Below are 12,633 nucleotides of genomic sequence, written 5' to 3' on the forward strand. Positions count from 1 at the left end.
TCAGCAGGAAAGGAACAATGTGTTCAGCAAGATCAACATCACCGATCAGCGTGCGACGGTAACCGTCGAAATTGACGGCCGGACGGTGACCTGCCGCAAGGGCGATACCGTTGCGGCCGCAGCGATGCTCGCGGACGATGGACCCTATCGGCGCAACCCGGTTTCGGGCGCGGCGCGGGAGCCTTATTGCATGATGGGCATCTGCTTCGAATGTCTGATCGAGATCGATGGCGTGGCCAACCAGCAGGGCTGTCTGCGCACGGTCGAGCCCGGCATGCGCATCCGCCGCCAGCGCGACGTGCGGCCCCTGCGGGAAAGTGACGAAGCATGAGCCGTGACATCTGCATCATCGGCGGCGGCCCCGCCGGCATGGCGGCCGCCAGCATGGCCGCCCGACACAGCCTTTCCGTCACCCTGATCGACGAGCGCCCGAGCGCCGGCGGCCAGATCTATCGGGGGCTGGAGGATGGCCCACTGAAGGACAAGCTCGGCCCCGACTACGTGGCCGGAACAAACCTGATCGATCGTTTCCGCAAGGCGGATGTCGACGCCCATTTCGGCGCCAGTCTCTGGCGGGTGGATCACGGCGACAAGGGCGGCTTTGCAAGCTTCATCAGCGACGGCGTCTCCCGCCGCGTTGCCTACAAAAAACTGGTCCTTGCCACCGGCGCGATGGAGCGTCCGGTGCCCTTCGAGGGCTGGACCCTGCCGGGCGTGATGGGCGTGGGCGCGGCGCAGCTTCTGCTGAAATCCTCCGGCATTGCGCCGGCGGGCCGGGTCGTGCTTGCCGGCAATGGGCCGCTGCTGCTGCTCTTTGCAAACCAGTTGCTCGATCTCGGGGTGGAGATCTCGGCGATCCTCGACACGGCGCCCCGGAAAAATCCGGCGGCAGTTGCCGCTCGTCATCTGCCGGCGTTGTTTGCCAACCGCGCAAAGCTCGCCAAAGGCCTCGCCATGCAACGCGCCATTCGCGCCGCCGGCATAAAGGTTCACCGCGATGTCTCGGCGCTCCGGGCGCTCGGTAAGGAGCGGGTCGAGGCGGTGGCCTTCACCGCAAACGGCAACAGTCATGATTTGCCTGTCGATACGCTGCTCACCCATGAGGGCATCATACCCAATACCCAGCTTTCCCGCGCTCTGAACTGCGCCCATGTCTGGGATGCCGGGCAGAACTGCCTGCGCCCGGACGTCGATCGCTTCGGCGAAACCAGCCTTGCCGGCGTCTTTGTCGTCGGCGATGGCGCTGCCATCAATGGCGCGATCGCGGCCCCCGCCTCCGCCGAAATCGCCGTCGGCCGGATACTGGAAAAGGCCGGCATGCTCGAAGACACCGGGCGCGCCGCCATAACTGCGGCGCATACCGTGATGAAGCGCGAGCGCGCCTTCCGCCCCTTCCTCGATGCGCTCTACCCGCCGCGCATTGCGGCGGCTCCGCTTTCGGACGCAACGCTTGTATGCCGCTGCGAGGCCGTCAGTGCCGGGGCCATACGGCAAGCGGTGCGCGATGGCGCAACCGGCCCGGCACAGGCCAAGGCCTTTACCCGCGCGGGCATGGGGCCATGCCAGGGCCGCGTCTGCGGGCCGATCGTCACCGGCCTGATCGCGCAGGAACGCCACAGTTTCCCCGCAGATGTCGGCGCCTATCACGTCCGCTTCCCGCTGAAGCCGGTAACGGTGGGCGAGATGGCGAAAAGCCGCGACAAAGACAATCAGGACGAGGCCCATCATGCAGCTTGAAACGGACGTCGCGGTGATCGGCGGGGGGCTGGTCGGCATCGCGCTCGGCTACGGCCTCTCTTTGCGCGGCATCGACAATGTCGTGCTCGATGAAGGCGACGATGCGATCCGCGCCAGTCGCGGCAATTTCGGCCTCGTCTGGGTGCAGGCCAAGGGGCTTGGTCTTCCGGCCTACAGCAACTGGGCAATGCATGCGGTCTCGCGCTGGCCGGAGCTTTCCGATCAGCTTCTGGCGGAGACCGGCATCGATGTCGAACTGGTGCAGAATGGCGGGCTGTACCTCTGCCGCACGCCCGAGGAACTCGAAACGCGCGCGGCCAATCTGGCGACCATCCAGTCGCGCCATGCCGGCGATTACGACTACGATATTCTCGACAATGCCGCGCTGCGCCGGCTGGTCCCCGAGATCGGTCCCGATGTGCCGGGCGCCAGCTATTCGCGCTATGACGGACAGGCCAACCCGTTGCGGTTGCTCCAGGCCTTCCATCGCGCCTATCAGAAGCGCGGCGGTCGCGCGCTCGCCAACAGCGGCGTGCTCGACATCACCCGGCGGGGCGAAAAGTTCGTGCTGAAAACCGCGCGCGGCGAGATTGTCGCCGGGCGTATCGCGCTTGCCGCCGGCCTCGGCAATGCGGGTCTCGGCGACATGCTGGGCGTCAAGATCCCGCTTTTACCCGTGCGCGGCCAGGTGCTGGTCACCGAGCGCGTGCCGATGAAGCTCGACTATGCGATCGAACAGGTCCGGGGCACCGGCGACGGCACGCTGATGATCGGCGGAAGCTGGGAGGAAGAGGCGGGTTACGACCTCGGCACCACCTTCGACGTGACCACAAGGATCGCCGCCGATTCGATGTTCTTCTTCCCATTCCTCGAAAATATCCGGGTCGTTCGAAGCTGGTCGGCGCTGCGCATCATCACGCCCGATGCGGCGCCCGCCTACGAGGAAGTCGTCCCCGGCGCCTTCCTGATCACCTGCCACAGCGGCGTATCGCTTGCCGCCCTCCACGCCTATGAAAGCGCCGGCTGGCTGGCGGAAGGCGCAATTCCTGAAGCAATGGCGCCCTTCTCGCTGGCGCGGTTTTCAGATCAGCGATAGGCGAAGCTGGGGCGCCTTTCCGCACTGAATCAGCACCGAGGCGACAGAGCGTATATGTTTGCCTGAAAAGTAATGGCGGTCAGCATGGACTTGTTGCGACGCCGCCTGAAACGTCGCCCCGCCCGGGCGGATGATGATGAGAACGCCGAGGAAACCGAAGAAGACGGCCAGCCAGCGCCGTATATGGACCCTCTCGCCCAGAAACAACGCCGAAATGACGGTAATGAAGACAGGCGCCACGAAGATCAGCGCGGTCGCCTCTGCAAGACCGAGATATATGAAACTGGTGAAAAACAGCATCGTCGCGGCCACCCAGAGCACTCCGCGCAGCAGGTGCGCCAAAGGCCGGTGCGTCTTCAGCGCCGGCCGGCCACCCATGATGAAAGCAATGAGCACAGTGAAAGGCAGGGCAATCACATTGCGCAGAAACAGGATCTGAAGCGGCGTGTAATGCGCTGTCAGGGCCTTTGCCACGGCATCGTTGGCGCTCAGACAGGCCACACCGACACACATCAGGACAATACCAGCGGTATGGTTTCCCTGTGTTCCGGACGGTGCAGCCTGCATTTTTCTCTCCCCCCCGAGAATGATGGCTCATGCACGAAGAGCCACACTGCCCGGTCTGGCGCGCAAGAGGCAAGTGCCGGACAGCGGCCAGCGGTTCACCCTAGCCACATTTCCGAGGCATGCGGTCCGGACAGATATGAGCCGATCGTCGGCTTTGTGCCGAACACGAATAACGGCGATTCAGGCAAGTTCGGCTCTCAGCCATGCGGCCAGCCGCTCGACCGAGGTATGGTTGGAGCGACGGGAACCGCGAAAGACCGATAGTTCGCCCGGTCTTTCGATGGACAGGTTGCAGACTGGCCGCAATTTGCCCTCGTCGATCATACCGCCGACGGTTCGTTTCCAGCCGAGCGCGACGCCCTGGCCGGAGACGGCGGCCTGCAGCACGAGGGGATAGCTGTCAAAGGCGGACATTCTCAAACTGGCCGGACGGGCGAGACCGGCAGCTGCAAACCAGTCCGGCCAATCGAACCAGTCCTGCGGCGTCACCTTATGGAACAAGAGCGGCAGGTGCGCGACCGCCTCCGGTGGCAGCGGGTCGGGACTATCCAGAAACGACGGCGCGCAGACGGGAAAGATTTCGTCCGGAGCCGTGAACAGCAGCCGGGCCGCGCCGCAAGCCCGGCCGGTGGTCTGAATGGCAATGTCAAAGGGTTCTAATGCCTCTGTCAACGGTTCCAGCGCACTGACAAGCTGCAGCTGGATCTCGGGATGTGCGGCGTGAAATCCCGCCAGCCGCGGCATCAGCCAGTAGAAGGCTTCACAAAGCTGACAGCGCAGCACGACAGTATCCGGATCGCGACTGCCTCTGATGGCGGCAATTTCCGCCCGGATCGACATGAGCGCCTCTGCGACGACCCGGCCAAGGCGGCGTCCTTCATCGGTCAGAAATACCGCACGGTTACGGCGTTCGAACAGGCGCACGCCCAGTTCCGCTTCGAGCTGCGCGATCTGACGGCTGATGGCGGTCTGCGTGAGGCCCAGCTCGTCCGCGGCGCGGGTGAAGCTCTCGAGGCGGGCGGCGGCTTCGAAGGGGCGCAGCCGGGCCAGTTGCAGCTTATCGTTTTGCATGCGTTCCGGTTATGTATTCTTGCGTACTTCTCATTTTTCATCGCTTTCCCGGCGTGGTTCCATGCGTATATGGTACCCATAATCGTGAACATACGGCAAGCGCGCCTGGTTGGCATCCTTGCCATCAGCGGCGCGGTTCTTCTGTTGTCGCTCTCCGATGCGTTGGTCAAGCTGTTCAGCGACGCGGTTTCGCTGGGGCAGGTTCTCGTGCTGCGTTCTGCCGTTGCGACCGTCATTCTTGCCATCGTTTTCCGGCTGACCGGGGGGCGCGGCGGCCGCTTCTTTTCGGCAAATCCATGGGTCTGGGCGCGCAGCTTCAGCCTGGCCTTGATGTGGGGGAGCTACTATGCGGCCCTGCCATTCATCTCCTTTTCGCTTGCGGCGGCCTGCTATTATACGTCGCCGATATGGATGACGGTTCTCTCCGCCATCTTGTGCAAGGCGTATATCGGCCGGCGCGGTGTGCTGGCCATTGCTCTTGGGTTTGCCGGCGTGCTGGTGCTCCTCAGGCCCGGGCCGGATGCGTTGTCGCCGGTTATGGTCCTGCCGCTTCTGGCAGGCTTTTTCTACGCGCTTGCAGCCGTCATCACCTATGGCCGATGCCGGGATGTGTCGCCGTTGTCGATGGCGATAAATCTCAACGTCGTGCTTGCGGCTGCCGGACTGGCCTATGTCGCAGCTCTTTTTCTCTCTGGCGCGGGAGACGATGCGGGGTTCCTGCTGTCGGTCTGGCCGCCACTCGACAGGCCGGAGTGGCAACTCCTGACGGGCCTCGGCGTCCTTCTGGCCGTGATCACCGCAGCGGTGGCGCTCGCCTATCAACTGGCGCCCGCGCCGGTCATCGGACTGTTCGACAACGGATATCTTGTGTTCGCGCTGGTTTGGGGCCTTCTGCTTTTCGGCGACCGTCCGGGATTGCCTGATCTGGCCGGTATCGCCCTGATCGGCGGCGGAGCCTTTCTTGCATCGCTCGCACCGATTGGAACGGGTTCGGGCCCGAAAGGGGAATAGACATGCCGTGGGAAAGCGGGCGTGCCTATCCGTTGGCCTGTGCGGTGCTGACCGCCATAGCCCGGCCGAGCGTGATGCTGGTCACCGGACAATCGCCCACGAAGGGGCGTTGTTCGCCGCTTTGATGGCCGCGGTGCGACAGGCGGATCAAGGACGGGCGCGGTCAGCGCGGGTCTCAAATGCCCGGATCACGGAGATCATGTCGTCCTCGGGCGTTCCAAGCGCTTCCGCTTCCGCATAAAGCGCCACGCAGGCCTCCATCAGCGGAAAGGCGGTTCCAGCCGCCCGCGCGGCATCGGCCACCAGCTTGCTGTTCTTCAAAACGTCGGAGATTCCAGCCTGACGGGTGAAGTCGCGACGACGGAGTTTTTCGACCTTGATCTTCGAGACGTCGCTGGCCATCGGTCCGGCGTTCAGGATCTCGGCGAAGCGCTCCATGTCGAGGCCGTGTCGCGCTGCGAAATGCCCTGCTTCTGCCAGCCCCGTGACCATTGTAATCAGGAAGGTATTGACCGCGAGTTTCATCTGAAGTGCGGCTGGCACCGGCCCACAATCGAAGACCTGTTTGCAGACGGGCGCGAGAAGATCGTGCAAGAGAACGAGGTCTTCCGGCGCGCCGGCGAGCATGCCGACAAGCTGTCCGTTCTCTGCCGGTTTGCGCGACCCGGATACCGGCGCTTCAACATAGCGGCCTCCGGCGGCGGCAATCTCTTCAGAAAGTTTTCGGGAATAGTCCGCCGAGACGGTGCTCATCGAGACAATGCAATGTCCGCCGACCCGCTTGGCGAAGCGGTCTGTGCCGCGTCCGAGAGCGGCATCCGTGGCGCGCTCGTTTTCGAGCATCAGGAGCACCGTTTCGCATCGGGCAAAAAGGTCGTCCGCCGTCGGTGCGACGTCAGCACCGGCCTCGGCCAGCGGCGTGCAGCGTTCCGGCGTCCGGTTCCAGACAACAACCCGCTGGCCAGCACAAACGAGGTTCAGCGCGATAGGTGTTCCCATCGTCCCGAGGCCAATGAAGCCCGTCGGTTGCCGTTGCGTCATGAGCGCGTTTCCCTCTTGCGTGAACGCAGCTTAATGGCAGACCTCTGTTCAGAAAAAACGAAATTTATTGAAATGCGGATCGCGAAAATCGGGTAGGTTTATCGTCCGCACAATGGCTTGTCTGACCCTTGTTCCGACGCTATGCACCATGAAAGCAACGATTGCTCGTTCTTATGATGCGTTTTCGGCCCCGAGCGCCTGGCCATCATGATCGGTTCTCATCCAGAACGGCCGCAGCCTGCGCCGCCACCTCGGCGACATCCAGGCTGAGCGCCAGATCGGTCTCGGAAAGCCTGTCAAGGTCGATCCAGCGGGCTTCGAGTGCGTCGTCGCCGGCAACCGGTTCGCCATCGACCCATTGGCACAGCACCGCGACCAGGATGAAATGCCGGCGCAGCCCGCCATCGGCCGCATAATCGAAGGCGTCGACAGCAGTGAAGGTGCGGAGCGCCGTTGCATTGACGCCGGTTTCCTCCTTCAGCTCCCGCAGCGCCGCCTGATGCAGCGTTTCGCCGCGTTCGATTTTGCCGCCGGGAAAGCCCCAGCGCCCGGCATCGGGCGGGTTGGCGCGGCGCACCAGCAAGACCTTGCCGGCGCGGATGACAATGGCGATGGTCGCGGCAATCGGGCGGGCTGGATAACTCTCTTCGGTCATCTTGGTCTCATATGCTGGCGGCGGCGCGGGCAGGGCTGTGAGGCTGTTCATTGCCGCCGCCTGCTGTCACCTTGTCCAGCGTTTCCAGCCGCAGGATCTGCGCCAGGCGGTCGGCAACAGGACCAATATCCGGCCTGCGCAGCAATCGCAGCTCGATGGACGGTAGTTGCGGCAGCGTACCGTCGTTTCCGGCGCAGACGATATCATCCGGCCTGGCATGGTCGGTGCGCACCGCGATGCCAAGGCCCGATCGCAGCGCCGACCAGATGGCCGGAAGGCTCGGCGTTGTCAGGGCAGCGCGCCAGCGCATCCGGCTTGCGTCCAGTGCGGCAAGCGCTGCCTGCCGGAACAGGCAAGGGTGGTTGAACAGCACCAGCGGGAGCGGATCGCGTTGCAGGTTTGCAATCGTGTCGGCGGTTGCCAGCCAGCGCATTGGCAGGCGGCACAGCGTTTCACCCTCAGCCGGGCTGCCTTCGGGATAGAAGGCGATGGCGGCATCAAGGCGTCCGGAGCGCACGTCTTCGGCGATGCTGTGGTTTTCGCCCGCGCGGATATCGACATGGACGGTGTCGTATTCCTCTGAGAAGGTACGCAGCGTTGCCGGCATCACATCATCGAAGAAATCCTGCGGCACGCCGAGCCGGACAGAGGCCGTTGTGGCGGCAGCGCCCATGGAAAGCGCGGCTTCGTCGTTCAGAGCGACGATCCGGCGCGCATAGGCGATGAAGGCTTCGCCCGCCTCGGTCGGTACAAGGCCGCGCCCGCTGCGCCTGAACAGCACGGTGCCGGTCTGTTGCTCCAGCTTCTTCAAATGCATGCTGACGGCCGACTGGGAGCGGCCGAGTTGCACCGCGGCCCGCGAAAAACTGCCGAGATCGGTTCCCACCACAACGGTGCGCAGCGCGTCCATGTCAAAGGTTGTCAACACTTCAGAATTTCAAAACCCAACGAGTCTGTTTATTCGATAATCGAATACATCTTATCGCGCTTCCTTCACGGATCAATAGGCAACGCCTTCTTCCGAGGGCGGAACGGAAAGACGGTCAGAGCGTAGGCTTTAAGGAGCGGGTCTACGCGTTTGGGCTGAGCTTGCGCGGGGCTTTTCCGAAGACGATCGGGCGATTGTCCGGCGATGGCTGGTCGCGGTGGCAACCGGCAAGCCGGACTGATGATATCCTTCAGTTCACGCAGTGCTTCAGTTCCCGTAGGAGCCAGTCGAGGAAATGCTGCACCGGCTGCGACCTGGTTCGTCGTGCATTTTCGACGAACCAATAGGCCGATCCGGTCCTAAAACGTCCGGGCATGGGGGCGGTCAGCCGTCCGGCGCGAATGGCGTCATGCGCCAGCGTTTCCCAGGCGAGAAACACGCCCTGGCCGGCGATGGCGGCATCGAGGCAGAGCGAGGCATCCGAATAGACGGGCCCGTCCGGCAGTTGCGCGACATCCATGCCGTTCGGCGCGAGCCAGTGGTTCCAGCCAAACCAGGCCCCGCCGTCGCGGATGATCGGCACCTTCAACAGATCTTCGGGGATGCGAAGCCTTGGCGCAAGCGTAGGAGCGCACACCGGAAAGACGCGGATATCGGTGAGCCGCGTCGACTTCGTGCCCGGCCAGTTGCCCTTGCCGACGCGAATGCTCGCGTCGATGGCATCGCTGTCGAGATCGGCAAAATCCGTCGTCGCCTCGATGGAAACCTTGAGGTTCCCCCATTCGCTGGTGAAACGGTGGAGGCGCCACACCAGCCATTTGGCCGCAAACACCGGAGACGCGGAAACGGCGATCCGGTCGCCCGGCTCCACTCTCGTCAGCGCAACGGCTCTGGCCAGTTCGGCAAAGCCGTCATGCAGATGGGTGGCCAGCCGCCGCGCGGTTGCCGTCGGTTCCAGCCCGTGGGGAACCCGTTTGAACAACTGCACGCCCAGCAGTGTTTCGGCCTTGATGACCTGCTGGCTGACCGCGCCCGGCGTCACGCCGATTTCCAGCGCCGCGGCGTTGAGGTTGCCGCGTCTGAGCACGGTTTCGACGGCACGGAGACTGTTGAGAGGAAGAACCGCCCGGTCGACCCTGTAGTTTTTCTGCATCGCGTCCCTTTAAACCTCGATTGCCGTTTCGGCGTCTCCGGCCGACCATGCCGGCATGCTTAAGTCGTTTCGCATTTTCATTCGTCGCTGTTGCCGTGCGGATTCCGCTCGCCGTCTGCGCAAGGCGCGTGCCCTGGCGAAGATGCATCGCTATCGATTTTATCGCGACCCTCTCGCGCACCCGCATCTGAAAAGGATGAGTAGCCGGGAACTGGCGGATCTGGCATTCGACCCTGAAAAGGTCGCTCCGGATTGACCATTTGCGATGGGGCCGGACCCGGACCGCATGCTCGTCACGGTCGAAAATGCGCTCACTCCGATGCCTGCCTTCAGATTCTCTGAACAGGTTAGGACTGCTTCATGAATTCGAAAAACGCATAATTCGCAATATTCAATTTCGAAATCCGGGTTTTGGGCGATGCTTGCTCTGCGTTCGGGTCAAGCCGTCTCGCCGAACAGGTTGTCGGCCATGAAATCGACGAAGACACGCAGTCGCGGAGACATGTGGCGGCTTGACGGCCACAGGATACGGAACGCGCCGGTGTTCTTCACATGATCGTCCAGCACGCTGACGAGCCTGCCTTCATCGCACGGGCGACGGACCGCGAATTCCGGCAGGCATGCGATGCCATTGCCCTGCTCGGCCATATGCAGCAACGGCTCGATGGCGCTTGAAACCGCCGTGCGGGGAAGGCCGACGACTGGCTCTGCGTCTTCGCCGTCGACAATCCAGGGCTCCAGCTTGCCGGTGCTGGGGTAACGGTGGTGCAGGCAGCGGTGTCGGAGGAGGTCCCGAGGGCTCGCGGGCGTGCCGTATTTCCCGAGATAGCCCGGCGCGGCAACGAGGCGAAACCGGAAGGCGCCGAGCCGGCGGGACATCAGGCGGGAGTCGGCAGGCTCTCCGGTGCGGATCACCGCGTCGTAGCCTTCCTCGACGACATCGACGAGACGGTCGCTGAAATCGAGATCGAGTTCGATGTCCGGCCAGGCCTCCATGAAACGGGAGAGGGTCGGCATCAGCAGCATGCCCACCAGCGGCAGGCTGACGCGCAGTGTTCCGGCCGGATGCGCGCGTGTTTGCGACAGTTCCAGTTCGGCAGCTTCCATCTCGGCGAAGATGCGGCGGCAGCGTTCCAGCAGCATCTGCCCCTCCGGCGTCAGCGCGATCGCGCGGGTGGAACGGTGAAACAACCGAACCCCGAGACGCTGCTCAAGCCGGGCGATGGATTTTCCAACGGCGGATGACGATACGCCGAGCTGACGCCCGGCGGCGGTGAAACTTCGGGTTTCCGCTGCCTGCACGAAGACGTTCAACGCGCCAAGATTGTCCATCGGTATGGTCATGATAGCGGACACTATAGTCCGAAATAAATGGAACTGCAGCCTGTTTTTCCGAAGTGGAAAAGGTCTCAAGTTTCGCTTCGTCTTTCATCGAAACGAGGAAACCTTCATGGTCCCCACGAAGAATGCGCGCGCAGTAAACGATCCGGCCACGCCGCAAGCACAAAAACTCCCCTGGGCCGGCCTTCTGGCGCTCGCCATGGCAGCCTTCATCACCATCCTGACGGAGGCCTTGCCGGCCGGTCTGCTGCCCGCCATCGGGCAGGGGATGGGCGTGTCCGAGGCTGCTGCCGGACAACTCGTCACGGTCTATGCGCTGGGATCCCTGCTTGCGGCCATTCCGTTGACAGCCATGACCCGGGGCCTGCGCCGTCGGCCACTGCTGCTGGCGGCGATCATCGGATTTCTGGTTGCCAATACGGTCACCGCTGTCTCGGCAAGTTATAGTCTGACGCTTGTTGCCCGCTTTGTCGGCGGCGTGGCGGCCGGTCTGTTGTGGGCATTGGCCGCGGGCTATGCCGCGCGCATGGCGCCCGATCATCTGAAAGGCCGGGCGATTGCGGTGGCCATGGCGGGCACCCCGCTCGCCTTGTCGCTCGGCGTGCCCGCCGGAACCTATCTCGGCGCCGTGATCGGTTGGCGCGGCTGTTTCTGGCTGATGAGCGGATTGACGGTGATCCTGATCGCCTGGGTTCTGGCAAAAGTCCCGGATTTTGTCGGAGAGCCGGCCGGCCGGCGTCTGACGCTGCGCTGCGTTGTCGCATTGCCCGGGATCCTGCCGGTTCTGGGCGTCGTTCTCACCTATGTTCTGGCCCACAATATTCTTTACACCTACATCGCGCCGTTTCTGGGACAGGCAGGCCTCGTCGAGAGAACCGATACGGTTCTTCTGGTCTTCGGGCTGGCCTCGCTGGTCAGCATCTGGGCCGTCGGAGTTCTGATCGATGCCCGCCTGCGCGCGCTGACGCTTGCCAGTATCATTCTGTTCGGCGCGGCGGCTGTCATCTTCTGGCTCTGGGCCGCTGTTCCTGCGGCGATTTATCTGGCTAGCGCGTTATGGGGACTTGCTTTCGGCGGCAGCGCAACCCTGTTTCAGACCGCCAGCGCCAGGGCCGCCGGACCGGCCGCCGACCTTGCGCAGTCCATGCTGGTCACGATGTGGAATACCGCGATTGCCGGCGGCGGGCTGGTCGGCGGCCTGCTGTTGGAACGGTTCGGGGTTCAAAGCTTCGCGCCGACCCTGCTGGTGCTGGTCGCTGTGGCATTTATAGTGACGTTCGCCGCGCGCCGCCACGGCTTTCCTGTCGCCAGCGTCCTAACGGCGTGAGGCGTTGTCGCGAGGCGCTGCATGTACCATTCCGGGTGGTTCAGCGCATGAAAGCCGGCCCTGGCATAAATGCCATGAGCGTCTTCGGTCGCCAGCATGCGGCTGCTGCGGCGGCCCCTATTCGCTGCGCGGAGCGGGCCGCTTCGCCTGCTCCAACCCCATCAGCAAAGGCACTTGTTCCAACAGCCGCACCATTCCGCGTGAAGAGTTGGAGAACCGCGTTCTCTCAGGTCTCAGGGATCGGATGATGACACCTGAGGTCGCCGCAGAGGCCATGCGCGCCTACGCGGAGGAAACCAATCGGCTGAACCGCGAGCGCCGCTCGAACGGCAATGCCTGGCAGGCGGAATTGGCTAAGGTGGAGAAGGACATCCGCAAAATCATCGAGGCAACCAAGGCCGACATGTTTCATGAGAGCATGAAAGGGGAGATGACGGCGCTGGAGAACCGCAAGGCCGAGCTGGCCGCCCTGCTCGCCGACGCACCGGAGAACAAGCCAGACCTGTTACCGACGGCCTCAACAATCTACGCGAAGAAGGTCGCAAAGCTCACACAGGCCCTGAATCGCCCCGCAGAGCACCAGGAAGCGGCCGAGGCCCTGCGGATGCTGATTGAGAAGATTGTGCTCACGCCAGGTCCCAAACGCGGGGAGATCGACGCGACGCTTTAGAGGCCGATTTAAAAGTTATTGAGTGATATCAGAAGG

Annotated in this window: 13 protein-coding genes and 1 pseudogene; 7 read left to right on the forward strand and 7 right to left on the reverse strand. The window is 63.3% G+C overall.

Features of this window, described 5'->3' with window-relative positions; all coding sequences use genetic code 11:
- The first annotated feature begins 19 nt into the window (after positions 1-19).
- Genes K7H91_RS11140 through K7H91_RS11150 form a run of 3 tightly spaced genes read left to right on the forward strand, consistent with a single transcriptional unit; the run spans position 20 to position 2,833 of the window.
- Positions 20-331 carry a (2Fe-2S)-binding protein gene (locus tag K7H91_RS11140; protein ID WP_230720298.1) on the forward strand — a complete coding sequence of 104 codons (312 nt, stop codon included), beginning with the start codon at positions 20-22 and terminating at the stop codon, positions 329-331.
- On the forward strand, positions 328-1,737 hold the full coding sequence (locus K7H91_RS11145; protein ID WP_230720299.1) for an NAD(P)/FAD-dependent oxidoreductase: 1,410 nt from the start codon (positions 328-330) through the stop codon (positions 1,735-1,737). The genes K7H91_RS11140 and K7H91_RS11145 overlap by 4 nt, the downstream gene beginning before the upstream one ends.
- The gene (locus tag K7H91_RS11150) at positions 1,727-2,833 is read left to right on the forward strand and encodes an NAD(P)/FAD-dependent oxidoreductase (RefSeq protein ID WP_230720300.1); all 1,107 of its coding nucleotides are present in this window, start codon (positions 1,727-1,729) and stop codon (positions 2,831-2,833) included. The genes K7H91_RS11145 and K7H91_RS11150 overlap by 11 nt, the downstream gene beginning before the upstream one ends.
- On the opposite strand, the gene K7H91_RS11155 is transcribed toward K7H91_RS11150, so the two are convergent.
- Entirely contained in the window at positions 2,819-3,400 is a 582-nt protein-coding gene (locus tag K7H91_RS11155) for a DMT family transporter (RefSeq protein ID WP_230720301.1), read from the reverse strand. The genes K7H91_RS11150 and K7H91_RS11155 overlap by 15 nt on opposite strands.
- Positions 3,401-3,580: 180 nt before the next feature.
- Positions 3,581-4,471, reverse strand: a complete 891-nt coding sequence (locus K7H91_RS11160) for a LysR family transcriptional regulator (RefSeq protein WP_230720302.1) — start codon at positions 4,469-4,471, stop codon at positions 3,581-3,583.
- Between K7H91_RS11160 and K7H91_RS11165 the strand changes: the two genes are divergently transcribed.
- The gene (locus K7H91_RS11165) at positions 4,451-5,482 is read left to right on the forward strand and encodes a DMT family transporter (RefSeq protein ID WP_230720303.1); all 1,032 of its coding nucleotides are present in this window, start codon (positions 4,451-4,453) and stop codon (positions 5,480-5,482) included. The genes K7H91_RS11160 and K7H91_RS11165 overlap by 21 nt on opposite strands.
- A gap of 147 nt (positions 5,483-5,629) precedes the next feature.
- Here K7H91_RS11165 and K7H91_RS11170 read toward each other — a convergent pair whose 3' ends face one another.
- From K7H91_RS11170 to K7H91_RS11190, 5 genes are all read right to left on the reverse strand, one after another.
- Complete coding sequence (locus K7H91_RS11170; protein ID WP_230720304.1) at positions 5,630-6,523, reverse strand: NAD(P)-dependent oxidoreductase; 894 nt, start codon at positions 6,521-6,523, stop codon at positions 5,630-5,632.
- Positions 6,524-6,728: 205 nt separating this feature from the next.
- Complete coding sequence (locus K7H91_RS11175) at positions 6,729-7,178, reverse strand: NUDIX hydrolase (RefSeq protein WP_230720305.1); 450 nt, start codon at positions 7,176-7,178, stop codon at positions 6,729-6,731.
- A 7-nt stretch (positions 7,179-7,185) separates the two neighbouring features.
- Positions 7,186-8,106 (reverse strand): LysR substrate-binding domain-containing protein, encoded by a 921-nt coding sequence (locus K7H91_RS11180; protein ID WP_230720306.1) that lies wholly within the window; start codon positions 8,104-8,106, stop codon positions 7,186-7,188.
- Between the two features lie 250 nt (positions 8,107-8,356).
- Entirely contained in the window at positions 8,357-9,259 is a 903-nt protein-coding gene (locus K7H91_RS11185; protein ID WP_230720307.1) for a LysR substrate-binding domain-containing protein, read from the reverse strand.
- Between the two features lie 438 nt (positions 9,260-9,697).
- A complete protein-coding gene (locus K7H91_RS11190; RefSeq protein ID WP_230720316.1) occupies positions 9,698-10,591 on the reverse strand; it encodes a LysR family transcriptional regulator in 894 nt (297 codons plus the stop codon).
- A 118-nt stretch (positions 10,592-10,709) separates the two neighbouring features.
- Between K7H91_RS11190 and K7H91_RS11195 the strand changes: the two genes are divergently transcribed.
- From K7H91_RS11195 to K7H91_RS11205, 3 genes and pseudogenes are all read left to right on the forward strand, one after another.
- Positions 10,710-11,927: an MFS transporter gene (locus K7H91_RS11195; RefSeq protein WP_230720308.1), complete on the forward strand. Its 1,218-nt coding sequence runs from the start codon at positions 10,710-10,712 to the stop codon at positions 11,925-11,927.
- A 4-nt stretch (positions 11,928-11,931) separates the two neighbouring features.
- Positions 11,932-12,150 (forward strand): annotated as a pseudogene (locus K7H91_RS11200) (recombinase zinc beta ribbon domain-containing protein); the annotation flags it as partial.
- A 24-nt stretch (positions 12,151-12,174) separates the two neighbouring features.
- Positions 12,175-12,597 (forward strand): hypothetical protein, encoded by a 423-nt coding sequence (locus tag K7H91_RS11205; RefSeq protein ID WP_230720317.1) that lies wholly within the window; start codon positions 12,175-12,177, stop codon positions 12,595-12,597.
- Positions 12,598-12,633: the final 36 nt, after the last annotated feature.

This window comes from Martelella mediterranea (genome assembly GCF_021021415.1).
In the GTDB taxonomy this organism is placed as follows: Bacteria; Pseudomonadota; Alphaproteobacteria; order Rhizobiales; family Rhizobiaceae; genus Martelella; species Martelella mediterranea_C.

Coding starts and splice junctions, on each gene's coding strand:
- K7H91_RS11145 (WP_230720299.1), top strand. CDS start 328: ATGAGCCGTGACATCTGCATCATCGGCGGCGGCCCCGCCGGCATGGCG.
- K7H91_RS11150 (WP_230720300.1), top strand. CDS start 1,727: ATGCAGCTTGAAACGGACGTCGCGGTGATCGGCGGGGGGCTGGTCGGC.
- K7H91_RS11155 (WP_230720301.1), bottom strand. CDS start 3,400: ATGCAGGCTGCACCGTCCGGAACACAGGGAAACCATACCGCTGGTATT.
- K7H91_RS11160 (WP_230720302.1), bottom strand. CDS start 4,471: ATGCAAAACGATAAGCTGCAACTGGCCCGGCTGCGCCCCTTCGAAGCC.
- K7H91_RS11170 (WP_230720304.1), bottom strand. CDS start 6,523: ATGACGCAACGGCAACCGACGGGCTTCATTGGCCTCGGGACGATGGGA.
- K7H91_RS11175 (WP_230720305.1), bottom strand. CDS start 7,178: ATGACCGAAGAGAGTTATCCAGCCCGCCCGATTGCCGCGACCATCGCC.
- K7H91_RS11185 (WP_230720307.1), bottom strand. CDS start 9,259: ATGCAGAAAAACTACAGGGTCGACCGGGCGGTTCTTCCTCTCAACAGT.
- K7H91_RS11190 (WP_230720316.1), bottom strand. CDS start 10,591: ATGGACAATCTTGGCGCGTTGAACGTCTTCGTGCAGGCAGCGGAAACC.
- K7H91_RS11195 (WP_230720308.1), top strand. CDS start 10,710: ATGGTCCCCACGAAGAATGCGCGCGCAGTAAACGATCCGGCCACGCCG.
- K7H91_RS11205 (WP_230720317.1), top strand. CDS start 12,175: ATGACACCTGAGGTCGCCGCAGAGGCCATGCGCGCCTACGCGGAGGAA.